Here is a 25,275-nt window from a genome sequence, read left to right as displayed (position 1 = left end):
GATTACCTCCAGGAAACCGCGCTACCCATGATGGAAAACAGCTTCGCCTTCCGTCTCAAGGAACTGCTCGAACACCACAAGCTGACGTTGCAGGCAGTGGGTTCGGCCCTGGGTATTTCGCGCACGGCGGTGCACAAGTGGACCAAGGGCGGCGAGATCGACTACGACAACCTGCGTCGGCTGGCGGACTTTCTCAAGGTCAATTGGCTCTGGCTGCGCTACGGCGAGGAAGCCCTGCGCAGCGTGCAGGATGCCGAGCCGATCGAGCTGCCGATGACCGACCTGCGCCGTCGCTACACCGCCGAGATCATGGAGAGCGAGACGCGGATGAAGCTGGCCCAGGAGGGCGCGCGGATCGTCACCTGGGAATGGAACCTGATCAGCGACGAAGTGACCTATTCGCCGAACGTCGAAGCGGTCTACGGCTGGCATGTCAGCTCCAACCAGACGTTCTGGAGCCACCTCCCGGCGGAGGACGTGGCCACCATGCAGGCGATGTATGAGCGTGCTGCTGCCGAGGGCAAGGGCTGCGAGTGCGATTTCCGCATTCTCCAGCCCGACGGCAGCCTGCGCTGGATCGCCTCGCGCGCCACGGTGGTCAACGATGCCGTCGGCCGACCACTGAAGATGGTCGGCATCAGCATGGACAACACCGAGCGCATGGCCACCGAGGAACGACTGCGCAACAGCGAGGAGCGTTTCCGGGCGATCTTCGAGCTGACCTGGGGCGCACTGGCCTACATTGGGCTGGACGGCAGCTGGCAGCGGGTGAATGGCAGCCTTTGCGAGTTGCTCGGTTATCGCCCCGAGGAGCTGTACGCCATCACCTTCCAGGATATTACCCACCCCGACGACCTGGCGACCAACCTGGAGCTCCTGCGTCAATTGCTGGCCGGTCATTTCGATCGCTACGTGGTCGAGAAACGCTTGCGCCGCCGCGACGGAGACTATGTCTGGGTGCGCGTGCGCACCTCGCTGCAGCGTCGCGCACAGGACGGGGTGCCCGATCACCTGATCAGCGTGTTCGAGGACATCCGTGCCGAACGCGCCGAGCGTGATCGCCTGCAGGCGCGAATCAGCGAACTGGAAGCGCAGCTGGCGGCGCGCGCCTGACTCAGTGCAGGCGCACCCAGACGAACACCAGCAGCGAAGCTGCTACCAGCCAGGCCAGCGCGGCCATCGCCAGCGACAGCTCCAGGCGCATGCGATCCACCATCAGGTAGAGCGCGGCCAGGTAGACGAAGTAGGGAATGATCGACCACATGCCGAACAGGACGGTGGTCTTCAGGTCGTCCAGCGAACGGCTCTTGCCGACGATGTAGTGGGCGATCAGGGCGAAGGTGGGGAACAGCGGCACCAGGCCGGCGATGTAGTAATTGCGCGTCTTCGACAGCGCGGCGAGGATCAGCACCACGCCGGCGCCGAGGGCTGCCTTGAGGATCAGGTCCACGTCTTTCTCTATGCGGCGACGCCACCGGGGCGGTGGCGTCGCGTAGTATGCCTCATGGGGCAGCGTGGATATCTCGTTCTGTGGCTGGGAAGTCAACGGACCTCAGAAGTCATATCGCAGGCGCGCCTCCAGGTTACGGCCGTTGAAGTCTTTGCTGCCTTCGTAGCGATAGCCACCTCCCAGGCTCACCGCACCCAGGCGATAGTCGAGCCCCAGGGCAGCTTCATAGCTATCGCGAGACAGGCGTACACCTGTGGTTTCGAAGTCGCCTCCGCCGATCAGGAAGCTACTGGTGGTGGACGTGCGGTCACCAATCAGGTCGTGCCAGGCCATGAGCGACGCCTCCGGTACCAATTGGCCCTTCCCAGCAGGCAGCGCGCCAGCTACTCGCAAGCCGGCGCCGAGTTCGCCGCGCTCGTAGCGTTGGCTATTGACGTGAAGCGCCGCGCTGGAGCCACTCTCGTCGTAGTTGTCCAGTCGGACATTGCTGTAGCGCGCTCCCACTCGCGGCTCAAGAACTAGCCCGTGGGCCAAGGCAAAATCATACCCGGCCAGAAGGCTCATTCCGGCCAGTTTTCCGTGATAATTACCCTTGGCGCGGGTATCGGCGATGTAACGCTTGCTGTGGTTTTCGCTCCAGCCATAGGAGAGGTTGGCGTCGACGAAGTACCCGCCCTGCTGGTAGCTGCCATAGAGTGTTAGTGCGTTGCCGTCGATGTCGGTCTTGTTGCCGTTGTGGCTCTTGACGTTCCCGTCCATGTAGCCATATGCCAGTCCGGCAATCAGGCCAGGGGCCAGGACGGCGTCCGCCCCTGCGGCAATGCCGCTCGCGTTCATATCGAAGCCAGTGATGTCCTGGCGCCTGCCCTGGCTGCCGTGGCCGTCAAGCCCCTGAACCCAGACTCCACCCTTATCAAGGTTGTCGGGGAGTTGACGCAATGCCATACCACGCTGGCGGACGGCGTTTTCCATTTGCCGCTGCTGGGAGATGGCCGCTGCATTGGCCCCTCCATTCACCTCGGGATAGAGTGACTCGGCAAACTTGGCGATCTGCCCGGCGTCCGCGTTTGCAATCTGCTCGAAGATTGGGTCGGTGGGCAGAAGTTTGTCTATCTGACCGGAGAGCTCGCCAATGGCAGTCTGCGCATCCACGCTGGCGCCCTCCTCGGCGACTATCTGGCCGGCCTCTTCGCCGGTGATGGCTCGCAGGTTGGCGACCAGGGTGTTGCCTTCGAACTCATGGCTATTGACCGTCAGTAGCGCGGAAGTACTGGCGACTGACAGCTCACTGGCGGAGATGGGAACCTCTACCGATTCCTGGCCCAACTGGTACCAGCGGCTGGCGCTGATCAATTGATATCGCTGGTCGCCCTGGGTGCTGAAGTCGTTGGGTTTGGGTGTGAGCAGAATTCTGCTGCCCGGATCCACCTCCGCCTCGCCGGTAACCTTCAGAATCGGCCGGTTCTGCTCGGTGGCGCGGCTCAGCGTCAGCTCCATTTCGCTGCCGATCAGCTCCAGGTTGCCTTCCAGCACGGTGTGGGGCCGTAGCAGTGTCAGGCGGCCGCCGCCCAGTTCGAGGTAGCGGGTCTGGATCAGCGCGGAGTCCATGGCCACGTTGCCATCCACCTCGGTGACCCACATGTTACGGATATCGCCTTTCACTGCACCGCCATCGAAACTCGCAAGAGTGCCGCTGCTGGCTGTTGAGTCCGGCGAGAAGTTGCCTAACAGGGCGATCTGCCCTCCCGCGGTCAGACCATCCTCCTGTGTGTAGTAGACGCTGGTCTGGGAAAGATCGACAGCAGTACCGTCCGCCTGAATCAGGCCGGCGTTCTCGACCCCCAATCCTGATTCCACTTTCAGGGCAATCGAGCCTTGGCCTTTGGCGCTGATGGTGCCCCTGTTGTAGAGGACATCGTCTGCCGTGTTGAGGAGCTTGTTGCCTTGGCCGAACAGCATTGCGACGCTGCGGGCGCCATCTGCGCTGATGGTGCCGCTGTTGCTGAAGGAGTAGAGCTTGCTGTTCTCGATGACCAGGTTCTGGAAATCATCCCCTTGGGAGTGAATGACTCCGCTGTTTTCGAAGCCGCCTCCCAGTGTCGACTGATCGATCAGCAGGTTGTAGTTGTCGAGGGTGGGGGAGAGGGCGCCCAACGTGTTGCTCTGGCTGATCGTACCCTGGTTGCTGAACTTGCCGCTGATGTTGGCCTTCCCCACATAGACGGTGGCATCGGCGATGTTGCTGGCTTGTAGCGATCCCGCCTGGACGAAGTCGCCCTGGATGCTGGCTGGTGAGCTGTTTCGTGACTGGAGGTAGAGCGCGCCATTGCCACTGATGGTCCCGGCGGTCGGGCCGCTCACCGTCACTGTGGCGTGATTGTTCAGACCGCCCTGAAAGGTGCCGGTGGCAGATATCCAGGCGGTGAGCAGCGGCTCGGTGGTGTGAGCCTCGCCAACCAGGTCGATCGAATTGGTATAGGTATCTGCCAACTGCAACGGATTGCCGATGACGGAAAGGCTCTCGGCGCACGCCTGGTCGGCCATGATTGAAGCAATAACGATAGCGAGACGGTGTCGGGTCGACATGTAACCTCCTGATTGTTGGGGCTATCCCTGGAAAAGGCAGGAGGCTACGGCGATTCAGGTGGGGGAAATATCAGTTGCGTCCGAAAACGTTGTAGTTAACGGGTGATCGTTGGCGTCGTCTTATGCAATAGACGCACTCGGCAGAGCAGGGCTTTCGGGTGTCAGATAGCGCTGCAGTTGGTGTTGCTGTTGAGCATTGAGAAACAGCCCGAGCTTGGTGCGGCGCCAGAGGATGTCGTCGGCGTCGCGGGCCCATTCCTCGCGGACCAGGTATTCCACTTCGCGCGCATAGAGCCCGGCGCCCAGGTGTTCGCCCAGTTCGCTGAGGTTGTGCGCGCCGTCGAGCAGCTTCCAGATGCGGCTGCCATAGGTGCTGGCCCAGCGCCGGGCGAGGGCCGGGTCGAGCTGGCGCAGGCGCTCCATGAGCTGGATGGCCAGGTCTTCCACGGTGGTCATGGCTTCGCCGCCGGGCAGCGGGGAACTGGCGGTCCAGCTCGCTTTCATCACGCCGGCGAAGTGCGGCGCCAACTGCTCCAGTGCGGCCTCGGCGAGCTTGCGGTAAGTAGTCAGCTTGCCGCCGAAGACCGACAGCAGCGGCGCTTCGCCAGGGGTGTTGTCCAGCGCCAGGGTGTAGTCGCGGGTGACCGCGGACGGATCGTCGGACTCGTCGTCGCACAACGGGCGCACGCCGGAGAAGCTGCGCAGGATGTCCTGTCGGCTCAACTGGCGCTTGAAATGCGCGTTGACCACATTGAGCAGGTAGTCGGTCTCGGCTTCGCTGATGCTGATCTGCGCCGGGTCGCCCTGGTATTCGCGGTCGGTGGTGCCGATCAGGGTGAACTGGCGCAGGTAGGGAATCGCGAAGACGATGCGCCGATCCTCGTTCTGCAGGATGTACGCGTGCTCGCCGTCGTAAAGGCGCGGCACGATCAGGTGGCTGCCCTGGATCAGACGGATGCCGTAGGGCGGTTTCTGGCGCAGTTCCTCGCGCAGGAAGCGGTCGACCCAGGGGCCGGCGGCGTTGACCAGCGCGCGGGCGCGGATCGAGTAGAGGCTGCCGTCGCGGCGTTCCAGGTGCAGGTGCCACAAACCCTTGCTGCGCCGCGCGCTGACGCAGCGGGTGTGCGGGTGGATATGCGCGCCGTTCTCGCGTGCGGCCATGGCGTTGAGTACCACCAGTCGGGCGTCGTCCACCGAGCAGTCGGAATATTCGAATCCGCGGGTGATCTCGGCCTTGAGCGGGCTGTCGATGCCGAAGCGTACGCCACGGGATGCCGGCAGCTTCTCGCGCTTGCCCAGGTGGTCGTAGAGGAACAGGCCGGCACGGATCATCCAGGCCGGGCGCAGGTGCGGGCGGTGCGGTAGCACGAAGCGCAGCGGATGGACGATGTGCGGAGCCTTGGCCAGCAGTACCTCTCGCTCGGCGAGGGCTTCGCGGACCAGGCGGAATTCGTGGTGTTCCAGGTAGCGCAGGCCGCCGTGGATCAGCTTGCTGCTGGCGGAGGAGGTGTGGGCGGCGAGGTCGTGCTGTTCGCAAAGGAACACCGACATCCCGCGCCCGGCGGCGTCCGCCGCGATCCCCGCGCCATTGATGCCGCCGCCGACGACGGCCAGGTCATAGACTTCGGCAAGGGGCGCGTGGCGCGAGCGGGTGGAATTCATGGGGCCGCCTGGTGTTGAAAGTGAATCTTTTATGTTCGTTTTCGAAAATATCCTAGTTCAGTGAACGAAAAATGACCAGCCTTTGGCGCGAATTCGCGCAGGTATTCGTCTGAATGTTCGAAAGTGAAATGACTGGGAAGTCTCAGACCAGCTCGAGCTGAACCTTGTGCTGGCTCATCAGGCGCGCTACGGCGGCGGGTGGCGGGCTGTCGGTGAAGACCCGGTTGACCAGGGAGATCGGGCCCAGGCGCACCATGGCGTTGCGGCCGAACTTGCTGGAGTCGGCGGCGAGGAATACCTGCCGCGCGTTATCGATGATGGCGCGGGAGACGCGCACTTCCTGGTAGTCGAAGTCCAGCAGGCTACCGTCTTCGTCGATGCCGCTGATGCCCACCACGGCGAAGTCGACGCGAAATTGCTCGATGAAATCCACTGCCGCCTGCCCGACCACACCGCCGTCGCTGCGCACCGTGCCGCCGGCGATCAGTACTTCGAAATCGTCCTTGCCGGCGAGGATGCTGGCGACGTGCAGGTTGTTGCTGATGACCTTCAGGTTCCGGTGGCCGAGCAGGGCACGGGCGATGGCTTCGGTGGTGGTGCCGATGTTGATGAACAGCGAGGCGTTGTCCGGGATGTGCGCGGCGATGACATCGGCGATGCGCTGCTTCTCGTCGCGCATCTGGTCGGCGCGGGTGTTGTAGGCGGTGTTCTCGATGCTCGAATCCCAGGCCGCGCCACCGTGGTAGCGGCGCAGCAGGTTCTGCTCGGCCAGTTGGTTGATGTCGCGGCGGATGGTCTGCGGCGTGACGGCGAACTGCTGGGCGAGCTCTTCGATGCTCAGGTAGCCGCGTTCGCGGACCAGGTCGAGGATGTTCTGCTGGCGGGGTGGCAGGTTCATGCGGTTCGCTCGTGCGGACGGGCCGGGAGGGCAAGGATGCCGCACTGAGCCGACGCTGTCATGGACTTGTAGGAGCGAGGGGGACGCCATCGTTATTGCTCACGGACCCCGCCGGGTTCTGTGGAATCAAGCGGTTCGCGAACAAGGACTGGGCGTCCCCCTCGGTCCTACAGCAGAGCAATCAGTCTTCCGCTGCCCAGCCACGGGTGCGTTCGACGGCTTTTTGCCAGCCCTTGTATAGCCGCGCGCGCTCGGCTTCGTCGCAGGCCGGCTGGAATACCCGCTCGATCACTGCCTTGCTCTTCAGCTCTGCGAGGTCGCCCCAGAAGCCACAGGCCAGGCCCGCCAGCACGGCGGCGCCGAGGGCGGTGGTCTCGCGCATCTGTGGGCGCTCCACCGGAGTGCCGAGGATGTCGGCCTGGAACTGCATGAGGAAGTTGTTGGCTACCGCGCCACCGTCCACGCGCAGCGCGCGCAGCGGTTCGCCGGCGTCCTGCTGCATGGCGTCGAGCACGTCGCGGGTCTGGTAGGCGATGGATTCCAGGGTGGCGCGGATCAGGTGATCGGCCTTCACTCCGCGGGTCAGGCCGAACAGGGCGCCGCGGGCATACGGGTCCCAGTAGGGCGCGCCGAGGCCGGTGAAGGCGGGGACCAGGTAGACGCCGTTGCTGTCCTTCACCTTGGTGGCGAAGTACTCGGAGTCGTGGGCATCGTTGATCACCTTCAGTTCGTCGCGCAGCCACTGCACGGTAGAGCCGCCGTTGAACACTGCGCCCTCCAGCGCATAGGCGACTTCGCCACGCGGGCCGCAGGCGATGGTGGTGAGCAGGCCGTGGGTGGACTTCACCGCCTTGTCGCCGGTGTTCATCAACAGGAAGCAGCCGGTGCCGTAGGTGTTCTTCGCCTGACCCGGTTCCACGCACATCTGGCCGAACAGTGCGGCCTGCTGGTCGCCGGCGATCCCGGCGATGGGCGTGCGGTGCACCCCGAGGCCGCCGACCTTGGCGTGGCCGTAGACTTCGGAAGATGCGCGTACCTGCGGCAGCATGGCGCGCGGCACATCCAGCGCGGCGAGCAGGCGCTCGTCCCAGTCAAGCGTGTGGATATCGAACATCAGGGTGCGCGAGGCATTGGTGTAGTCGGTGACGTGCACCTCGCCTTCGGTGAGCTTCCAGATCAGCCAGCTGTCGATGGTGCCGAACAGCAACTCGCCGCGCTGCGCACGTTCCCGGGCGCCTTCGACGTTGTCGAGGATCCACTTGAGCTTGGTGCCGGAGAAGTAGGGGTCGATGACCAGCCCCGTGGTATCGCGGATGTGCTGTTCCAGGCCATCGCGCTTGAGCTGCTCGCAGATGGCCGCGCTGCGCCGGCATTGCCAGACGATGGCATTGTGGATCGGCCGGCCGCTGGCCTTGTCCCACACCAGGGTGGTTTCGCGCTGGTTGGTGATGCCGATGGCCGCCACCTCGGCAACGCTGATGTTGGCCTGGGCGAGCGCCTCGACCAGGGTCGAGCTCTGGGTCGCCCAGATTTCCATCGGGTCGTGCTCGACCCAGCCCGGCTGCGGGTAGATCTGCGCGAACTCGCGCTGGGCCACGCTGACCACGTTGGCGTCATGGTCGAAGATGATGGCGCGCGAGCTGGTGGTGCCCTGGTCGAGGGCGACGACGTATTTCTTGTTCGTAAGGTTCGTCATGGCGGCGGCCTTGTGCGGATTCCGTTCGGCAGTCCCGGCCACGCGGGCCGGAAGGTGAATGGCGCAGACCATACGGGATTCGTCCGCGCCGGTGAAGCGAACACCGTGCAGTGCAGCACGCCTTGGCTTACTGTTATGCGCTGGAAAGCCGCTTGCGAGAAGCCCGCCGATCATGACCCCCGCCATCGACCTGCTGAAGAAGAACCGCGCCGAACACCACGTGCTGAGCTATGAGCACGACCCGAAGGCGCCATCCTATGGCCTGGAGGCCGCCGAGAAACTCAACCTCGACCCTGCGCGGGTGTTCAAGACCCTGCTGGCGGCCAGCGAGAAGGGCGAGTTGCTGGTGGCGGTGGTGCCCGTGGTGGGCACGTTGGATCTCAAGGCGCTGGCCCATGCGGCGGGCGTGAAGAAGGCCGACATGGCCGACCCGAACGCCGCGCAACGCGCCACCGGCTACCTGGTCGGCGGCATCAGCCCTCTGGGGCAGAAGAAACGCTTGCGCACCTTCATCGACGAATCCGCCCGGGGGTTCCCCACCATCCACGTCAGCGCCGGCCGCCGTGGGCTGGAAGTGGAGTTGAGCGCCGAGACGCTGGCCGGGCTGACATCGGCGGCCTTCGCCCCCATCGGTCGGGGTTGAGCGAACGACTGTCTGCTCGCTTCTGTACGGTTCGTCGTTCATCGGCTTCTGTCATGCTCGGACATCACTTTTCAGGAGACTGCCATGCTGCTCGATTTTCACCAGGTAGACGCTTTCACTGATCGCCCGTTCGCCGGCAACCCGGCCATGGTGTACCGCCTCGATGCCTGGTTGAGCGACGAACTGATGCAGCAGATCGCCGCCGAGCACAACCTGTCTGAGACCGCCTTCCTGGTGAGGGAGCCGGCCGGCTGGCGCATCCGCTGGTTCACCCCGACCGCCGAGGTGCCGCTGTGCGGCCACGCCACCCTGGCCAGCGCCCACGTGCTGTTCGAAGTGTTCGACGAGCCGGGCGAAGTGCTGGAGCTGAACTCCCTGTCCGGTCCGCTGCGTGTGACTCGTGAGGAAGGCCGGCTGGCACTGAACTTCCCGGCGCAGCCGCCGAGCGAATCCGGCTCTACGGTGGAGTTGCAGAATGCGCTGGGCGTCGACGTGGTGGACGCACTGAACACCGCCAACCACCTGCTGGTGCTGCTGGAGTCGGAACAGGCGGTGCGCGACTGCCAGCCCGATTTCGCTGCTCTCGCGCGCCTGCCGTACCTGGGTGTGATCGTCACCGCGCGCAGCGACGGCTATGACTTCGTTTCGCGCTTCTTCGCCCCGGCCATCGGCCTCAACGAGGACCCGGTGACCGGCGCCGCCCACTGCGTGCTAATCCCCTACTGGTCGCGTCGCCTGAACAAGCTGCAGATGCGCGCCTTCCAGGCCTCCGCACGCGGCGGCGAGCTGTGGTGCCGCCTGGAAGGCGAGCGCGTCAGCATCGCCGGCTACGCACGTCTGGTCGCCAGCGGTCGTCTGCTGGTTGTTTGATCTGTGACCGGGGGGCTTTGCGCTCCCCGGCGTAGGCTGGCCTTCACTGGAAACCGCGCCCGTTCGGCGCGGCTCACCGACCTGGAGGCAGGCCCATGGCCCTTCTGCTCATCGCTGACTATCACGTTACCGACGACTCCGCCGTCCTGGCGCCCGCTACCCTGAACGCTCTGGCCGCCGCCCGGCAGATCGGCGGCGAAGTTCATCTGCTGCTTGCGGGCAGTGGCCTCGAGGAACTGGCGACGCAGGCTTGTGGTGTCGAGGGCGTTGATCGCGTCCTGCTGGCAGGCGATCCCGCCTACGACCACCTGCTGGCGGAAAACCTCTCGGCACTGGTGGTGCAACTGGCTCCGCGTTACCGCCACATCCTCGCGCCGGCCACCGCCGTGGGCCGCGATTGCCTGCCGCGCATCGCAGCCTTGCTGGATGTGGACGCGGTCTCCGACGTCATCGCCGTCATCGACGAACAGACCTTCCAGCGCCCGATCTACGCCGGCAATGCCATCGCCACGGTGCGCTGCGAGGGGCCATCGATCGTGCTGGGCATTCGCCCAACCGCTTTCGATCCGCTGGCACTGGCCGGCGGCAATGCCGAACTGGAGCGTATCGGCGGTGCGGGCGATCTCGGTCTGTCGCAGTGGCAGGGCGAGGAACACCCGGACTTCGAGCGCCCTGCGCTGGAGTCGGCGAAGGTCATAGTCGCCGGCGGGCGTGGGCTGCAAACCGAAGAAGGCTTCGCCGCGCTCTATCCGCTGGCGGACCGGCTGCACGGCGCCGTGGGTGCGTCACTGGCAGCGGTAGATGCCGGCTTTGCCCCGGCGGAATTGCAGATTGGCCAGTCCGGGCGCATCGTCGCGCCGGAGCTTTATCTCGCCGTGGGGATCTCAGGGGCCGTGCAGCACGTGGCGGGCATGAAGGACGCCAAGGTCATCGCGGCGATCAATCTCGATCCGGACGCGCCGATCTTCGAGATCGCCGACTATGGCTTGCAGGGCGACCTGTTCGAGTTGTTGCCTGAACTGGAGAAGGCGCTCGCCTAGAGCGCCACGCTGCCCTGCGCCGGGAACAGCACCAGATGCTCGGCGGCGACGCCGATGCCCACTTCATCGCCCGGCTGGTGGTCGGCATGGCTGGGGAACAGCGATTCCAGCTGGGTGCCGGTGGGCAATTGCAGGCGATACAGGGTAGCCGCACCGAGGAACGACTTGCCGACGATGCGCGCCTTCAGCGCGCCATCGGCGGCCGGCACCAGGTCATCCGGGCGCAGCAATACATCCACCGCGCAGCCGTCGGGCAGGCAGTAGGCGCGGTTGCCGCGCAGCAGGCCCAGCTCGGTCTGCACCGCATCGGTCCCGCACATCTGTCCACGAATGAAATAGCCCTGGCCGACGAAGCTGGCGACGAAGGGCGTCTGCGGCTCGTGGTAGAGATTGAATGGCGTATCCCACTGCTCCAGCAGGCCGTTGCGGAACACACCGACATGATCGCTGACGGCGAAGGCTTCTTCCTGGTCGTGGGTGACCAGAATCGCACTGGTGCCACGCGCCTTGAGGATGTCGCGCACCTCATGGCTGAGCTGGCGGCGCAGCTCCACGTCGAGATTGGAGAAGGGTTCGTCGAGCAGCAGCAGTTGCGGCTGCGGGGCCAGTGCACGGGCCAGGGCCACGCGCTGTTGTTGGCCGCCGGAAAGCTCATGGGGGAAACGCTGGCCGAGGCCGTCGAGCTTCACCAGCTCCAGCAGCTCACCGACGATGCGCTCGCGCTCGGGGTGCTTGCGGATGCCGAAGGCGACGTTATCCGCCACCGACAGGTGCGGGAACAGCGCGTAGTCCTGGAATACCATGCCGATCCGGCGCTTCTCCGGCGACAGGGTGAAGCCGGGGCGGGAAATCACTTCGCCGCCCAGTTCGATACGCCCGCCCTGCACCGGCTCGAAACCGGCGATGGCGCGCAGGGTGGTGGTCTTGCCGCAGCCCGAGGGGCCGAGCAGGCAGCCGATGTCGCCGGCGTTCAGGTGCAGTCTGACGCCTTGCACCACACGCTGCTGTTCATAGCCACAGGAAAGGTCGTCGAGGGTGAGCAGCAGCGGTTTGGTCATCGGGCTCGAAACAGGAGGGCTCAGGCGTAATGCGCGTGCTCGACCAGCAGTTCGAGCAGGGCTTTCTGGGCGTGGAGACGGTTTTCCGCCTGGTCCCAGGCCACGGAGCGCGCGTCGTCCAGCAGGTCTTCGCTGATCTCTTCGCCACGGTGGGCCGGCAGGCAGTGCATGAATAGTACATCCGCCGCCGCGCCATCGAGCAGCGCACGTGTTACCTGATATGGCTGGAACAGGCGCAGGCGCGCGGTTGCTTCGTCCTCCTGGCCCATGGAAGCCCAGACGTCGGTGCTCACCAGATGTGCGCCGGCGACCGCTTCGCGCGGGTCACGGAAGATCTTCACGCGCTCGCCGGCCTGCTCCATCAGAGCAGCGTTGGGCTCGTAGCCTTCCGGGCAGGCCACATTCAGTTGGAAGTCGAAGCGGATCGCCGCCTCGATGTAGCTGTTGCACATGTTGTTGCCGTCGCCGATCCAGGCCACGGTCTTGCCGGCGATGCTGCCGCGGTGCTCATGGAAGGTCTGCATGTCGGCCAGCAACTGGCACGGATGCAGGTCGTCCGACAGGCCGTTGATCACCGGCACGCGGGAGTTCTCGGCGAACTCGATCAGGTTGCTGTGGGCGAAGGTGCGGATCATCACGGCATCGACCATCCGCGACATCACCCGCGCGGCGTCGGCGATCGGCTCGCCACGGCCCAGCTGGGTATCGCGCGGGGAGAGGAAGATGGCCTGGCCGCCGAGCTGGATCATCCCGGCTTCGAAGGAGATTCGCGTCCGGGTCGAGGCCTTCTCGAAGATCATGCCCAGCACGCGGTTCTTCAGCGGTTCGTAGAGCACACCTCGGTCGCGCAGGTCCTTCAGCTCGGTGGCACGGCGGATCAGACCGAGCAGTTCGTCGGTCGTGTAATCCAGCATCGAGAGGAAGTGACGTGCGCTCATGGTTCGTACCTACTACTTATTCTCAGAATCAGGCCGAGGTACCGACCGGCTTTCGTGAGAAAAAACGGGCTGAACCTGCGGCGGGACCGCATGGAGCGGAAAATGGGGGAAGGCGCGATCCTATAAGGAAATGACGGATCTACGCAAGTTTCACCCGGAAGGCCCGTCGGGCGGGGCTTGACCATGGTCGTTCCTGATGCCGCGCAATTCACCCGACGGAAGCTGGTGGTGCTTCGCCGGGACTGGATTCATAGTGCTTGCGACCCCGCGACCGGCTCCATGAGCGCCGGCGACAACAATAACGAGGCGAGCCATGAGCAAGACCCTCCACCACCGTGCGTGCCATCTGTGCGAGGCCATCTGCGGCCTGACCATCGAGACCGAGGACGAGCGCATTCTGTCCATCAAGGGTGACGCCCAGGACAGCTTCAGCCGTGGCCACATCTGCCCCAAGGCGGTGGCGCTGCAGGATATCCAGAACGACCCGGACCGCCTGCGCCAGCCGGTGCGCCGTGTCGGCAACGAGTGGCAGCCGATCGGCTGGGACGAGGCCTTCGAGCTGGTGGCCACGCGCCTGGCGGAAATCCGCGAGCGCCACGGTAGCAACGCCGTGGCGGTGTACCAGGGCAATCCGAGCGTGCACAACTACGGGTTGATGACCCACAGCAACTATTTCCTCGGCCAGTTGAAGACCCGCAACCGCTACTCGGCGACCTCGGTGGACCAACTGCCGCATCATCTGGTCAGCCAGCAGATGTTCGGCCATGGCCTGCTGATCCCGATTCCGGACATCGACCACACCGACTTCATGCTGATCCTGGGCGGCAACCCGCTGGCGTCCAACGGCAGCATCATGACCGTGCCGGACGTGGAGAAACGTCTGAAGGCCGTGAAGGCGCGCGGCGGCAAGCTGGTGGTGGTCGACCCGCGTCGCACCGAGACGGCGGCGATTGCGGACCAGCACCTGTTCGTGCGCCCCGGCGAAGATGCCGCGCTGTTGCTGGGCATCCTCGACACGCTGCTCAGCGAAGGTCTGACCCGCGAATCCTCGTTGCCGGTCAACGGCCTGGGCGCGGTGCGTGAGGCGCTGGCGCCCTTCAAGGTCGAATCCATGGCCGTTCGCTGCGGCGTGCCGGCCGACGCCATCCGCCAGTTGGCGCGGGATTTCGCCGCCGCCGACAAGGCCGTCTGCTACGGGCGTATGGGCGTTTCCACCCAGGTTTTCGGAAGCCTCTGTCAGTGGTTGGTGCAATTGATCAACCTGGTCACCGGCAACCTCGACCGCGTCGGCGGGACCCTGTGCACCACGCCGGCGGTGGACCTGGTGGCGACCACGGCGGGTGGCGCGTTCAACCGCTGGCAGAGCCGTGTGTCCGGCCTGCCGGAATATGGCGGCGAATTGCCGGTGGCAGCGCTGGCCGAAGAGATGCTCACCGAAGGCGAAGGGCAGGTGCGTGCGCTGGTGACAGTGGCGGGCAACCCGGTGCTGTCCACGCCCAATGGCCGACGCCTGGAACAGGCGCTGGACGGCCTGGAGTTCATGCTCAGCGTGGACCTCTATATCAACGAAACCACGCGCTACGCCGACCTGATCCTGCCGCCCACCGCGCCACTGGAGCACGATCATTACGACACCACCTTCAATGTCTTCGCGGTGCGCAATGTCACCCGCTTCAACGAGGCGATCCTGCCGAAACCCGAGGGCGCATTGCACGACTGGGAAATCTTCGTCGGTCTGGCCAAGGCTTATGCGGCACGCAGCGGCACCGAGCTGAAACCGACTATGGCGCCGGAACAGATGATCGAGATGGGCCTGCGCTTCGGCCCTTATGGCGATGCCAGCGAGCACAAGCTCAACCTGGCGCGGCTGCGCGAACACCCCCATGGGCTGGACCTGGGGCCGTTGCAGCCGAACCTGGCGCCGCGGCTGAAGACGGCCAGCCGCAGCATCGAGGCGGCGCCGGAAATCTTCCTCAATGACCTGCGTCGCTTCGCCGATACCCAGTCGCCGGCCATTGACCAGCTGCTGCTGATCGGTCGCCGCCATGTGCGCAGCAACAACTCCTGGATGCACAACTATCACCGCCTGGTGAAGGGCAAGCCGCGGCACCAACTGCTCATGCACCCGCAGGACCTCGCCTCGCGCGGGCTGGTGGACGGGCAGAAGGTACGTGTGCGCTCGCGGGTCGGCAGTATCGAGATCGAGGTGGCGGCCAGCGACGAAGTCATGGCCGGGGTCGTCAGCCTGCCCCACGGCTGGGGGCACGCACGGCCGGGCGTGCAGCTGTCGATTGCTCGCGAGCAGGGCGGCGCCAGTGCCAATGACCTCACCGACGAGCGACATCTGGATGCGCTCTCCGGAAACACCGCGCTGAACGGTGTGCCAGTGGAGGTCGAGGCGGCCTGACAGGCTGTCGCAAGGCATCTGCAAAGCCGAGCGTAGCGCTCGGCTTTGCAGTACAATGCGCGGTACCGTGCCGGCCATCGCCATCCGAGGAGGCGGCTGCCGGATCAGTATCTGATAGTTCAGCCGAGGAAGTTCATGGATATCATCGATACCATCAAAGAGCAGATCGCCAACAACCCTGTCCTGCTGTACATGAAGGGTTCGCCGAATGCTCCGCAGTGCGGTTTCTCGTCCCGCGCCGCCCAGGTCCTGATGGCTTGTGGCGAGAAGTTCGCCTACGTCGACATCCTGCAGAATCCGGAAATCCGCGCCAACCTGCCCAAGTACGCCAACTGGCCGACCTTCCCGCAACTGTGGGTCGGTGGCGAGCTGGTCGGTGGCAGCGACATCCTGGCCGAGATGTTCGAAAAGGGTGAGCTGCAACCGCTGATCAAGGACGCCGTAGGCAAGGCCAACGCCTGAGTCTTTCGTGCTGTCGCACAAAGCCCCGCCTTGGCGGGGCTTTGTTTTTGGGAAGAGATAAAGGATGAGTGAACAATCACGGGCCAACGCCGCACGCTGGGCGTGTGGCTATTGCTTCGCCATGGGCGGCATGGTGCATGGCAGCCTGATGGGCCGGGTGCCGGCGCTGAAGAACATGACCGGCGTGGACGAGCAGCAACTGGGCCAGGCGTTGCTGGGCGCCGGAGTGGGCGCGCTGCTGGCATTCGTTTTCGCCGGGGCATTGGTACGGCGTTATGGCAGCCGGGCGATCACGGTGGTTTCCGGGTTGGCGCTGATGGCTTGCTTCCCATTGCTCGGGCTGGCGCCTAACGTCTGGTACCTGGCAGCGGGGCTGCTGCTGGTTGGCCTGACCTTCGCCACCATGGACGTGGCCATGAACACCCAGGCGGTGGAAGTGGAGCGGCGCCTCGGCCGGCCGTGCATCTCCAGCCTGCATGGCATGTACAGCCTGGGCGGACTCACCGGCGCCATCGGCGCGGCGATCTTTGCCGGCATGGCGCCTGTCTGGCACTTCACCCTGCTGGCAGTCATCGCGGTGGCGATCCTGCCGTTCTTCGCCCGTCATCTGTTCGAAGGGCGCCCGGAGCCCACGGAGGAGGAGGCGCCAGCCCAACGTGGCTGGCGCCTGCCGCCACCGGCACTGATAGGTCTTGGGGTGCTGACGCTGTGCGCGTTCGTTTCCGAAGGCGCGGTCGCCGACTGGGGCGCCCTGTTGCTGCACCAGGTCATGGGAGCGTCGGAGCGAGTGGCAGCACTGGGCTTCGCGGCGTTCTCCGCGACCATGGTGCTGGGGCGTCTGTTCGGTGACCGCCTGCGCGTGCGCTTCGCCGACGAGGCGCTGGTACGCAACCTGGCGCTACTGGCCATCGCGGGGATGCTGCTGGCGCTGTTCAGCCCGTGGATTTCCGGCGCGATTGCCGGTTTCGCCCTCGTGGGCGCGGGGTTGTCGGTGGTGGTGCCGATCCTGATCGGCGCGGCAGGCAACCGGCCGGGGGTCGAGCCTTCGCGCGGCGTGGCCGCAGTGGCGTCGTTCGGCTATGGCGGCTTGTTGCTGGGCCCGCCGTTGATCGGCTTCCTCGCCGAGCACGTGGGGCTGCGCCTGTCGCTGCTGGTGGTGATCGGGCTGTGCGCTGGCCTGGTATTCAAGGCCGGGCTGGTGCGGCGTCCGCCGAAGGCGAACGGCTAGAAGGGAAGGGCACCGGCGTCCACAACCGCGCCGGTGCCTTGTTCCTGATCAGTCGTCTTCGTGCATGTGCGACTGCAGGTAGTTTTCCAGACCGACTTTCTGGATCAGGCCGAGCTGGGTTTCCAGGTAGTCGATGTGCTCTTCCTCGGACTCGAGGATGTCCTTGAGCAGGTCGCGGCTGACGTAGTCATGCACGCTTTCGCAATGCACGATGGCGTCGCGCAGGTCCTTGGTGGCCTTGAGCTCCAGGTTCAGGTCGCACTGCAGCATTTCCTGGGTGTTCTCGCCGATCAGCAGCTTGCCCAGGTCCTGCAGGTTGGGCAGGCCTTCGAGGAACAGGATGCGTTCGATGAGCTTGTCGGCGTGCTTCATCTCATCGATGGACTCGTGGTACTCGTGCGCGCCGAGGCGCTTCAGGCCCCAGTCGTTCCACATGCGCGAGTGCAGGAAGTACTGGTTGATGGCGATCAGCTCGTTGCCGAGGATCTTGTTCAGATGCTGGATGACTTTCTTGTCGCCTTTCATGCCGGGGTCCTGCCGTGTGGAGTGGGAGAGATTGAAATTCTCGCCCCCTTATAACCATATGTCAAACATAAGTGCTTGAATTTGTTATAAAAAGGAATATGAATGCGAATGTTTTCATTCCGCATCCCGGCGCTAAATCCCTGAATTTCAGACATAAAAAAACCGGGCCAGTGCCCGGTTTCTTCGGAATTCCTGCTGAACGGATCAGCGGTATCTTTCAGCTCGCCGCGTAGGCCAGGTTGTAGTTCATGCTCTGGACGCTTTGAAGTTCGCCGAGCGTATCGCGAACGACCTGTTTGGCCAGGCACGCGCACTTTCCGCATTGGGTGCCGACGCCGGTGCACTCGCGCACCTCGCGATAGTTGCAAGCACCATCGTAGATCGCATCGCGGATCTGAGTATCGGTGACACCTTGGCAGAGGCAGACGTACATGGTTGCACTACAGTCGCTGTGGGGTTGTTGGAAGCGATACTAATAATAATGAGAATGATTGTCAAAAGTTCTCGAGTACGCATCCGGGATGTCTGACAAATGGTCATTGGGTTCAATGACTTAGCGTCTAACCCGCGTGGATTGCGGGCTGCGCGCATAGGCACCGGGAGCGATATGTTTTTTGCAGGAGCGAGCTTGCTCGCGAACAGGGGCAGCTATGGCGCCAATCCCGCCTGTCAGGCATCCGAAGGCGCTGGGGTTCGCGAGAGCAAGCTCGCTCCTGCAGGTAAGGCGGGGTGCTGATGCAGGCTCCATGAAAAAGCCCCGCCAGTGCGGGGCTTTTTCATGGAGCGTTGAAGCCGATCAGTGATCGTCTTCCATCCAGCCACCGAACTCCTTCCAGCGGTTGACGATGCCGCAGAACAGCTCGGCGGTCTTCTCGGTGTCGTAGCGCGCCGAGTGCGCTTCGCGGTTGTCGAACTCGATGCCGGCGGTCTGGCAGGCTTTCGCCAGGACGGTCTGGCCGTAGGCGAGGCCTGCGAGGGTCGCAGTGTCGAAGCTGGAGAAGGGATGGAATGGGTTGCGCTTCACGCCGCTGCGGTTCACCGCTGCGTTGAGGAAGCCCAGGTCGAAGCTGCTGTTGTGGCCGACCAGGATCGCCCGCTTGCAGCCGTTGGATTTCAGCGACTTGCGGATGCCACGGAAGATCTCGGTCAGAGCCTGTTCTTCCGGCACGGCCATGCGCAGCGGGTGGTCCAGCTTGATGCCGGTGAACTCCAGCGCGGCCTGCTCGATGTTGGCGCCTTCGAAGGGCTCCACACGGAAGAAGTAGGTGTGCTCGGGGAACAGGTAGCCGCTTTCGTCCATGCCGATGGTGACGGCGGCGATTTCCAGCAGGGCGTCGGTGGCGGCGTTGAAGCCGCCGGTCTCGACGTCCACCACGACCGGCAGGTAGCCGCGGAAGCGACGTGCCATCGGGTGGCGCGGACCTGGTGGGAAAGAACCGTCGAGTTCTTCTTCGAAGATTTCGTTCTCGTCACTCATGCCACGGTCTCCAGCAGGCGCCAGCGCAGTTTCTCGCCGGCACGCAGCGGGACTACATCGAAGTCGCCGAACGGCAGGGCCGCCGGCGCTTCCCATTCTTCACGCACCAGGGTGATGCGGTCGCTGTTGCGCGGCAGGCCGTAGAAGTCCGGGCCGTGCAGGCTGGCGAAGCCCTCCAGCTTGTCCAGCGCATTGCGTTGCTCGAAGGCTTCCGCGTACAGCTCGATGGCGGCGTAGGCGGTGTAGCAGCCGGCGCAACCACAGGCGGCTTCCTTGGCGTGGCGCGCGTGGGGGGCCGAGTCGGTGCCGAGGAAGAACTTCGGGCTGCCACTGGTGGCCGCATCCAGCAGGGCTTCCTGGTGGGTGTTGCGCTTGAGGATCGGCAGGCAATAGAAGTGCGGGCGGATGCCGCCAACCAGCATGTGGTTGCGGTTGTACAGCAGGTGGTGCGCGGTGATGGTGGCGCCGACGTTGGCCGGGGCGGCCATGACGAAGGCGGCGGCATCGCCGGTGGTGATGTGCTCGAAGACTACCTTGAGAGTCGGGAAGCGCTCGACCACGCGGGTCAGGTGTTCGTCGATGAAGCGTTTCTCGCGGTCGAATACGTCGACGTCCGCGCGGGTCACTTCACCGTGTACCAGCAGCGGCAGGCCGACTTCGGCCATGGCTTCGAGGACATGGAAGATGTTGTCGACGCTGGTCACACCGGAATCGGAGTTGGTGGTGGCGCCGGCCGGATAGAGCTTGGCGGCGTGTACGAAGCCCGAGGCCTTGGCGGCGCGGACTTCCTCGGCGCTGGTGCGGTCGGTGAGGTAGAGCACCATCAGCGGCTCGAAGCGGCTGCCGGCCGGGCGGGCGGCCAGAATGCGCTGGCGGTAGGCGTCGGCTTCGGCGGCGTTGCGTACCGGCGGGACCAGGTTCGGCATGATGATGGCGCGGCCGAAGGTGCGGGCGGCATCGCCGACGGTTTGCGCGAGTGCGGCGCCGTCGCGCAGGTGGATGTGCCAGTCGTCGGGGCGCAGGAGTGTCAGGCGGTCGGACATGCGGATTCCAGGGGTGCGGTTGCAGCGGGAAGAGGGTGAAATGCTACCGGAAAAGGCCGCCGCCGGCACTCGCTATCAAGTTTTGCCGAGGCTGACCGATAGAATCTGGGACGCCCATTTGCCTGTGTGGATGCCACCGTGCGCCAGCCCTCCCTTCTCCTGCTCACACTTTGCGCCAGCCTGCCGGCCTGGGGGCTGACGTTCCAGCCGCGCCTGGAAAGCGCCCAGTGGACGGTGGCGGGCGATCAGTTCGAGTGCCGGTTGTCGCAGAGCGTGGGGGGCTTCGGCGTGGGCGAATTCGTCTGGCGCGCTGGGGAGCAACCGACCTTCCGCCTCAAATCCCAGCAGGGCTGGCTCGGCACGGGCTCGGCAACGCTGCTGGCCGCCGCGCCGCCGTGGCGGCCAGGGCAGGGCGACCTGAACCTGGGCTCGGTGAGCGTGGGTTCGGGGGAGGTGCCCTTCAACAGCACCCAGCAACAGGCCGGACGCCTGCTCGGCGGATTGCTCGAAGGGCGTACCCCGGAAGTCCGTCATCGCACCCGTACGGGTGAGAATCTGCTGGTGCGCTTGCTGCCCGCGCGTTTCGCCGATGGCTATGCGCAGTTCCAGGAATGTTCGACGAAGATGCTCCCGGTCAATTTCGACCAGGTGCGCCAGAGCCAGGTGGGCTTCCCGGACGGTGGCACCGAGGTCGACCCGCTGGGGCGCGCCAAGCTGGACATCATCCTGCAGTATATGAAGGCTGACCCGACGGTGAATCGCATCGAACTGGACGGGCATTCCGACAACAGCGGCAACCGCCTGGCCAATCGCGAGGCGTCGCGCCGTCGCGCCATCGCGGTGATGGACTACCTCAAGGCCAACGGCGTAGCCGAGTCGCAGATCACCGTGCGTTTCTACGGCGAGCGCTATCCATTGGTTAAGAACAATTCCGCTGCCAACCGCGCGAAGAACCGCCGGGTGACGGTCAATCTGTCCCGCGAAGCGGTAACCGAAGACGCTCCGGGCGCACCCGCCGAGGCGCCCGTGGCGCCTGCCGCATCCGCTCCCTCCACGCCCGCGCCGGCTGCCAATGCCCCGACCCAAGGCGCGCCCTCGACGCCGGCCGCGAACGCCGCCACGTCCCCCGCCGCACCCAAGGGTTGAACCTGCGGCGGCGGGTCGCACCGACGATAGTATTTGTCGCTTTGTCGTCAAAAGCTGTCGCCCCTCTGTAAATTATCCTGGGCGGGCAGTAGAATCGGTCCCTTTCGTGACAACCCCCGTGGAGTTGAGTGGCATGGCGGACGTGAAGAAGGTAGTCCTGGCGTATTCCGGTGGCCTGGACACCTCCGTGATTCTGAAGTGGCTGCAGGATACCTATAACTGCGAAGTAGTGACCTTTACCGCTGACCTGGGGCAGGGCGAGGAGGTCGAGCCGGCCCGCGCCAAGGCCAAGCAGATGGGCGTGAAAGAGATCTTCATCGAGGACCTGCGAGAAGAGTTCGTCCGCGACTTCGTCTACCCGATGTTCCGTGCCAACACCGTCTACGAAGGCGAGTACCTGCTGGGTACGTCCATCGCTCGTCCGCTGATCGCCAAGCGCCTGATCGAGATCGCCAACGCCACCGGCGCTGACGCCATCTCCCATGGCGCCACCGGCAAGGGCAACGACCAGGTTCGCTTCGAGCTGGGCGCCTACGCGCTGAAGCCGGGCGTCAAGGTCATCGCTCCCTGGCGCGAGTGGGACCTGCTGTCCCGCGAGAAGCTGATGGACTACGCCGAAACCCACAACATCCCGATCGAGCGCCACGGCAAGAAGAAATCGCCTTACTCCATGGATGCCAACCTGCTGCACATCTCCTATGAAGGCGGCGTGCTGGAAGACACCTGGACCGAGCACGAAGAGGACATGTGGAAGTGGACCGTCTCCCCGGAGAAGGCCCCCGACACCGCTACCTACATCGAGCTGACCTACCGCAAGGGCGACATCGTTGCCATCGACGGCAAGGACATGAGCCCGGCGCAGGTACTCACCGAGCTGAACCGCATCGGCGGCGCCAACGGCATCGGCCGTCTCGACATCGTCGAGAACCGCTACGTCGGCATGAAGTCCCGCGGCTGCTACGAGACCCCCGGCGGCACCATCATGCTCAAGGCGCACCGTGCCATCGAGTCGATCACCCTGGACCGCGAAGTCGCTCACCTGAAGGACGAGCTGATGCCGCGCTACGCCAAGCTGATCTACACCGGCTACTGGTGGAGCCCGGAGCGCGAGATGCTCCAGCAGATGATCGATGCCTCCCAGGAACATGTGAACGGCGTCGTGCGCCTGAAGCTGTACAAGGGCAACGTCATCGTGGTTGGCCGCAAGTCCGACGACTCGCTGTTCGATGCCAACATCGCGACCTTCGAGGAAGACGGCGGCGCCTACAACCAGGCCGATGCCGCGGGCTTCATCAAGCTCAACGCGCTGCGCATGCGTATTGCCGCGAACAAGGGCCGCAAGCTGTTCTGATAAGCTGGCGTCTCCCGTGACAAGCAGACCCCGGCCACGAGCCGGGGTTTGTGTTTATGAGCCCGCACTCCGGGCACCTGATGAGGAAAGAACCGATGAGACTGCTGCACACCATGCTGCGCGTCGGCGACATGGATAAATCCATCGCCTTCTATACCGAAGTCCTGGGCATGACCCTGCTGCGCCGCAAGGATTACCCGGACGGCCAGTTCACCCTGGCCTTCGTCGGCTACGGTAACGAGGACGACAACAGCGTCATCGAGCTGACCTATAACTGGGGCGTGGACAAGTATGAGCTGGGCACCGGCTATGGCCACATCGCCCTGGAAGTGGCTGATGTCTACAAGGCCTGCGAGGATATCCGCTCGCGCGGCGGCAAGATCACCCGCGAGCCGGGTCCGATGAAGCATGGCTCCAGCATTCTGGCCTTCGTCGAAGACCCGGACGGCTACAAGATCGAGCTGCTGTCGCCGCAGCGCAAGGACTGACCTGCGCCCGTCAGAAACCCCGCCCCGAGCGGGGTTTTTCTTTTCTGGCAGTGGGAGTCGAGCCGTTGGCGAGGAAGGGCGCTAGTGCCGGCACGGGGCGACTTAAAGTTCGCAGGTCATCCTCCTGAATGTCCTCGATGGTCGGGTGCAATGCCCGACGCAGGTATCGCCCAGCACCTTTGCGGAGGCTACGCCGGGTGCCTAGGGATTAGGAATCATCTGATGTCAGCGAAGATCGCTGCTACGGATACTTCGACCAGTATCCACGGGTTGCTCCGTGACGCCGCCCTGCAGGCTGGCCGGCAGCACCTTCGGTTCCTCGACGTCCAATTCCAATAATCAATCGCTTTCCTTCCCCCGCCGGCTTTCGCTTGCCGGTCGCTGCGATGCGTCACCGAGCCCCGTGGTTGAAGAAGGCCTGCAAGCCTGTCGGCTTGCGGGCGCCCTTGTGACCGGGAATGGCCGCGGAGCCACCGCTGGCATTCCCACGACTGCCGAGTTCCGAGGCCCATCATGGCTAAAACAATCGTTGTAATCGACAAGGCTACCCACGCGACCACTCAGGTCAATCAGGCTGACCTGACTCTCCGCGCGCCTTCGGTCGTGAAGCTGGCCTTGAGCAAGGAGCAGGTCGTCAGCATGACCCGCGAGGGTAACGCCCTGGTGATCAAGACCCTGGATGGCGAAACCATCGTTATCCACGGGTTCTTCGGGGCTCCCGGTCAGCCGAACAGCGATCTGCTGCTCGACAGCGGTGACGGCCACTACTGGGTCGCCGAGGTCAATCAAGAGGGCTCCGCCTTCGCCAGCTACAGCGAGGTCGACTCGGTCGAGTCGCTGCTGGTGACCGAGGGCGGCGACCAGGGTGCGCTGCCTTGGGTATTGGGCGGTCTGGCGCTGGTTGCCGGCGGCGTTGCTGCGTCCAGTGGTGGCGGCGGTGGTGGCCATCACGGTGGCAGCGGGCTCAAGGCTCCCACTGCAGACCTGCAGGCAGGCGAGGCCGGTGGTCTGGTTGTCAGTGGCTCCACCAGTCCCGGTGCGAGCGTAACCGTAACCTTCCCGGATGGCTCCAGCACCACGGTGGTAGCCGATGCCGACGGACACTACCAGGCTTCCACTTCCGCGCCGCAGACCAGTGGTGGCGTGGATATCCACGTCGAGGATGGCAAGGGCAACAGCAGCGACGCCCACGTCAACTACACCGACACCACGGCGCCGAGCGCCCCCAGCACTGAAGTGATCACCAATGCCGACGGCAGTGTGACCGTGAGCGGCAGCGCCGAGCCCGGCAGCACCGTGACCGTCACCTATCCCGATGGCAGCACCGGCAGCGTCGTCGTCGGCGAGGATGGCGGCTACAGCCTGACATCGCCGCCCGACCAGCCCTCGGGCAGCCTGACCGCCAGTGCTACCGATGAGGCCGGCAACACCAGCCCGGGCACCCAGTTGCCTTACGTCGATGTCACGCCGCCCGCGGCACCGAGTATCGGCGTCACGGAAAATGCCGACGGCGGCCTCACCATCAGTGGCAGTGCCGAGGTCGGCAGCATCGTCACCGTTACCTTCCCGGATGGCTCGGTGGGCAATGTCATGGCGGACGGCAACGGCCAGTACAGCATCACCACCCATGTGCCGCAGGCCAGTGGCGAAGTCAGTGCCACCGCCACCGACGTCTATGGCAATACCGGTGAGCCCGGCAGCCTGGCATACGTCGATAGCACCCCGCCGGACGCGCCGCTGCTCGATCCGCTGGTTACGCTGGACGATGGCTCTGTCACCGTTTGCGGCACTGCCGAGCCTGGCTGCACCGTCACGGTGACTTTCCCGGACGGCTCCACGGGCACCACGGTCGCTGACGCGGCTGGGGCCTTCTCGGTGACTTCCGCTCGTCCGCAACCCAATGGTGACGTCAGCGCGGCGGCCACCGACCTGGACGGCAATACCGGCCCCGCATCCACCGATACCTTCACCGACAGCACCGCGCCTGACGCACCGGTGCTGGGCCCGATCGTTACCAACGAAGACGGCAGCCTGACTGTCGGCGGCACCGCCGAGCCGGGCAGCACCGTCACCGTCACCTATCCCGATGGCAGCACCGGTTCCGTTGTCGTGGGTGAAGACGGCAGCTTCAGCATCACCTCGCCGGAGAACCAACCCACCGGCGAAGTCAGCGTCAACGCCACCGACGAAGCCGGCAACACCGGCGCCTCGGTGACCGAGAACTACAGCGACACCACGGCTCCGGAGGCACCGAGCGTGAATGTCGTGGCCAATGCCGATGGCGGCCTGACCGTGAGCGGCAGTGCC

General features: G+C 64.7%; 22 protein-coding genes. 11 read left to right on the top strand and 11 right to left on the bottom strand.

The window, feature by feature from the left end; all coding sequences use genetic code 11:
- The first annotated feature begins 27 nt into the window (after positions 1-27).
- The gene (locus PNI01S_RS25085; RefSeq protein ID WP_024765386.1) at positions 28-1,113 is read left to right on the top strand and encodes a helix-turn-helix domain-containing protein; all 1,086 of its coding nucleotides are present in this window, start codon (positions 28-30) and stop codon (positions 1,111-1,113) included.
- Position 1,114: 1 nt separating this feature from the next.
- Here the strand turns inward: PNI01S_RS25085 and PNI01S_RS25080 are convergent, their stop codons facing one another.
- The 5 genes from PNI01S_RS25080 to glpK form a co-directional block, all read right to left on the bottom strand.
- Entirely contained in the window at positions 1,115-1,441 is a 327-nt protein-coding gene (locus PNI01S_RS25080) for a GlpM family protein (protein ID WP_164488295.1), read from the bottom strand.
- 111 nt (positions 1,442-1,552) lie between these two features.
- On the bottom strand, positions 1,553-4,036 hold the full coding sequence (locus PNI01S_RS25075; protein WP_084359628.1) for an autotransporter family protein: 2,484 nt from the start codon (positions 4,034-4,036) through the stop codon (positions 1,553-1,555).
- A 120-nt stretch (positions 4,037-4,156) separates the two neighbouring features.
- Positions 4,157-5,698: a glycerol-3-phosphate dehydrogenase gene (gene glpD / locus PNI01S_RS25070; RefSeq protein ID WP_024765389.1), complete on the bottom strand. Its 1,542-nt coding sequence runs from the start codon at positions 5,696-5,698 to the stop codon at positions 4,157-4,159.
- Between the two features lie 142 nt (positions 5,699-5,840).
- The gene (locus tag PNI01S_RS25065) at positions 5,841-6,596 is read right to left on the bottom strand and encodes a DeoR/GlpR family transcriptional regulator (protein WP_084359627.1); all 756 of its coding nucleotides are present in this window, start codon (positions 6,594-6,596) and stop codon (positions 5,841-5,843) included.
- Between the two features lie 181 nt (positions 6,597-6,777).
- Positions 6,778-8,292 carry a glycerol kinase GlpK gene (gene glpK, locus PNI01S_RS25060; protein ID WP_084359668.1) on the bottom strand — a complete coding sequence of 505 codons (1,515 nt, stop codon included), beginning with the start codon at positions 8,290-8,292 and terminating at the stop codon, positions 6,778-6,780.
- A 172-nt stretch (positions 8,293-8,464) separates the two neighbouring features.
- On the opposite strand from glpK, the gene ybaK reads away from it, so the two are divergent.
- The 3 genes from ybaK (at position 8,465) to PNI01S_RS25045 (ending at position 10,845) form a co-directional block, all read left to right on the top strand.
- Positions 8,465-8,935: a Cys-tRNA(Pro) deacylase gene (gene ybaK, locus PNI01S_RS25055; protein WP_024765392.1), complete on the top strand. Its 471-nt coding sequence runs from the start codon at positions 8,465-8,467 to the stop codon at positions 8,933-8,935.
- Positions 8,936-9,019: 84 nt separating this feature from the next.
- The gene (locus PNI01S_RS25050; RefSeq protein WP_024765393.1) at positions 9,020-9,805 is read left to right on the top strand and encodes a PhzF family phenazine biosynthesis protein; all 786 of its coding nucleotides are present in this window, start codon (positions 9,020-9,022) and stop codon (positions 9,803-9,805) included.
- A 95-nt stretch (positions 9,806-9,900) separates the two neighbouring features.
- Positions 9,901-10,845 (top strand): electron transfer flavoprotein subunit alpha/FixB family protein, encoded by a 945-nt coding sequence (locus PNI01S_RS25045; RefSeq protein ID WP_084359626.1) that lies wholly within the window; start codon positions 9,901-9,903, stop codon positions 10,843-10,845.
- Here the strand turns inward: PNI01S_RS25045 and PNI01S_RS25040 are convergent.
- Together PNI01S_RS25040 and argF are read right to left on the bottom strand one after the other, a co-directional pair.
- Entirely contained in the window at positions 10,842-11,903 is a 1,062-nt protein-coding gene (locus PNI01S_RS25040; protein ID WP_084359625.1) for an ABC transporter ATP-binding protein, read from the bottom strand. The genes PNI01S_RS25045 and PNI01S_RS25040 overlap by 4 nt on opposite strands.
- Before the next feature lie 20 nt (positions 11,904-11,923).
- Positions 11,924-12,841 carry an ornithine carbamoyltransferase gene (argF, locus tag PNI01S_RS25035; protein ID WP_024765396.1) on the bottom strand — a complete coding sequence of 306 codons (918 nt, stop codon included), beginning with the start codon at positions 12,839-12,841 and terminating at the stop codon, positions 11,924-11,926.
- A gap of 313 nt (positions 12,842-13,154) precedes the next feature.
- Here argF and PNI01S_RS25030 point away from each other — a divergent pair, with 313 nt between their 5' ends.
- From PNI01S_RS25030 to PNI01S_RS25020, 3 genes are all read left to right on the top strand, one after another.
- Entirely contained in the window at positions 13,155-15,248 is a 2,094-nt protein-coding gene (locus PNI01S_RS25030) for a molybdopterin oxidoreductase family protein (protein WP_084359624.1), read from the top strand.
- Between the two features lie 135 nt (positions 15,249-15,383).
- Positions 15,384-15,710 carry a Grx4 family monothiol glutaredoxin gene (gene grxD / locus PNI01S_RS25025; protein ID WP_024765398.1) on the top strand — a complete coding sequence of 109 codons (327 nt, stop codon included), beginning with the start codon at positions 15,384-15,386 and terminating at the stop codon, positions 15,708-15,710.
- A 64-nt stretch (positions 15,711-15,774) separates the two neighbouring features.
- On the top strand, positions 15,775-16,938 hold the full coding sequence (locus tag PNI01S_RS25020) for an MFS transporter (RefSeq protein WP_024765399.1): 1,164 nt from the start codon (positions 15,775-15,777) through the stop codon (positions 16,936-16,938).
- A 48-nt stretch (positions 16,939-16,986) separates the two neighbouring features.
- On the opposite strand, the gene bfrB is transcribed toward PNI01S_RS25020, so the two are convergent.
- The 4 genes from bfrB to pyrC all read right to left on the bottom strand — a co-directional run bounded on the left by bfrB (position 16,987) and on the right by pyrC (position 19,983).
- Positions 16,987-17,463 carry a bacterioferritin BfrB gene (gene bfrB / locus PNI01S_RS25015; RefSeq protein WP_024765400.1) on the bottom strand — a complete coding sequence of 159 codons (477 nt, stop codon included), beginning with the start codon at positions 17,461-17,463 and terminating at the stop codon, positions 16,987-16,989.
- Positions 17,464-17,680: 217 nt separating this feature from the next.
- Positions 17,681-17,896 carry a bacterioferritin-associated ferredoxin gene (locus PNI01S_RS25010; protein WP_084359623.1) on the bottom strand — a complete coding sequence of 72 codons (216 nt, stop codon included), beginning with the start codon at positions 17,894-17,896 and terminating at the stop codon, positions 17,681-17,683.
- A gap of 363 nt (positions 17,897-18,259) precedes the next feature.
- Positions 18,260-18,940: a ribonuclease T gene (gene rnt / locus PNI01S_RS25005; RefSeq protein WP_024765402.1), complete on the bottom strand. Its 681-nt coding sequence runs from the start codon at positions 18,938-18,940 to the stop codon at positions 18,260-18,262.
- Positions 18,937-19,983 carry a dihydroorotase gene (gene pyrC, locus PNI01S_RS25000; protein WP_084359622.1) on the bottom strand — a complete coding sequence of 349 codons (1,047 nt, stop codon included), beginning with the start codon at positions 19,981-19,983 and terminating at the stop codon, positions 18,937-18,939. Before pyrC ends, rnt begins: the two co-directional genes overlap by 4 nt.
- 138 nt (positions 19,984-20,121) lie before the next feature.
- Between pyrC and PNI01S_RS24995 the strand changes: the two genes are divergently transcribed.
- The 4 genes from PNI01S_RS24995 to PNI01S_RS24980 form a co-directional block, all read left to right on the top strand.
- Positions 20,122-21,129: a flagellar protein MotY gene (locus PNI01S_RS24995; RefSeq protein ID WP_024765403.1), complete on the top strand. Its 1,008-nt coding sequence runs from the start codon at positions 20,122-20,124 to the stop codon at positions 21,127-21,129.
- A 133-nt stretch (positions 21,130-21,262) separates the two neighbouring features.
- Positions 21,263-22,480, top strand: a complete 1,218-nt coding sequence (locus PNI01S_RS24990) for an argininosuccinate synthase (protein WP_024765404.1) — start codon at positions 21,263-21,265, stop codon at positions 22,478-22,480.
- Between the two features lie 95 nt (positions 22,481-22,575).
- Entirely contained in the window at positions 22,576-22,968 is a 393-nt protein-coding gene (gene gloA, locus PNI01S_RS24985) for a lactoylglutathione lyase (protein WP_024765405.1), read from the top strand.
- Between the two features lie 513 nt (positions 22,969-23,481).
- The coding region (locus tag PNI01S_RS24980) for an Ig-like domain-containing protein (protein WP_143514271.1) at positions 23,482-25,275 on the top strand (1,794 nt) is incomplete at its 3' end.

This window comes from Pseudomonas nitroreducens NBRC 12694 (genome assembly GCF_002091755.1).
Lineage (GTDB): Bacteria > Pseudomonadota > Gammaproteobacteria > Pseudomonadales > Pseudomonadaceae > Pseudomonas > Pseudomonas nitroreducens.
The sequence above is the reverse complement of the archived record's forward strand: the minus strand, read 5'-3'. Positions and strand labels throughout refer to the sequence as shown.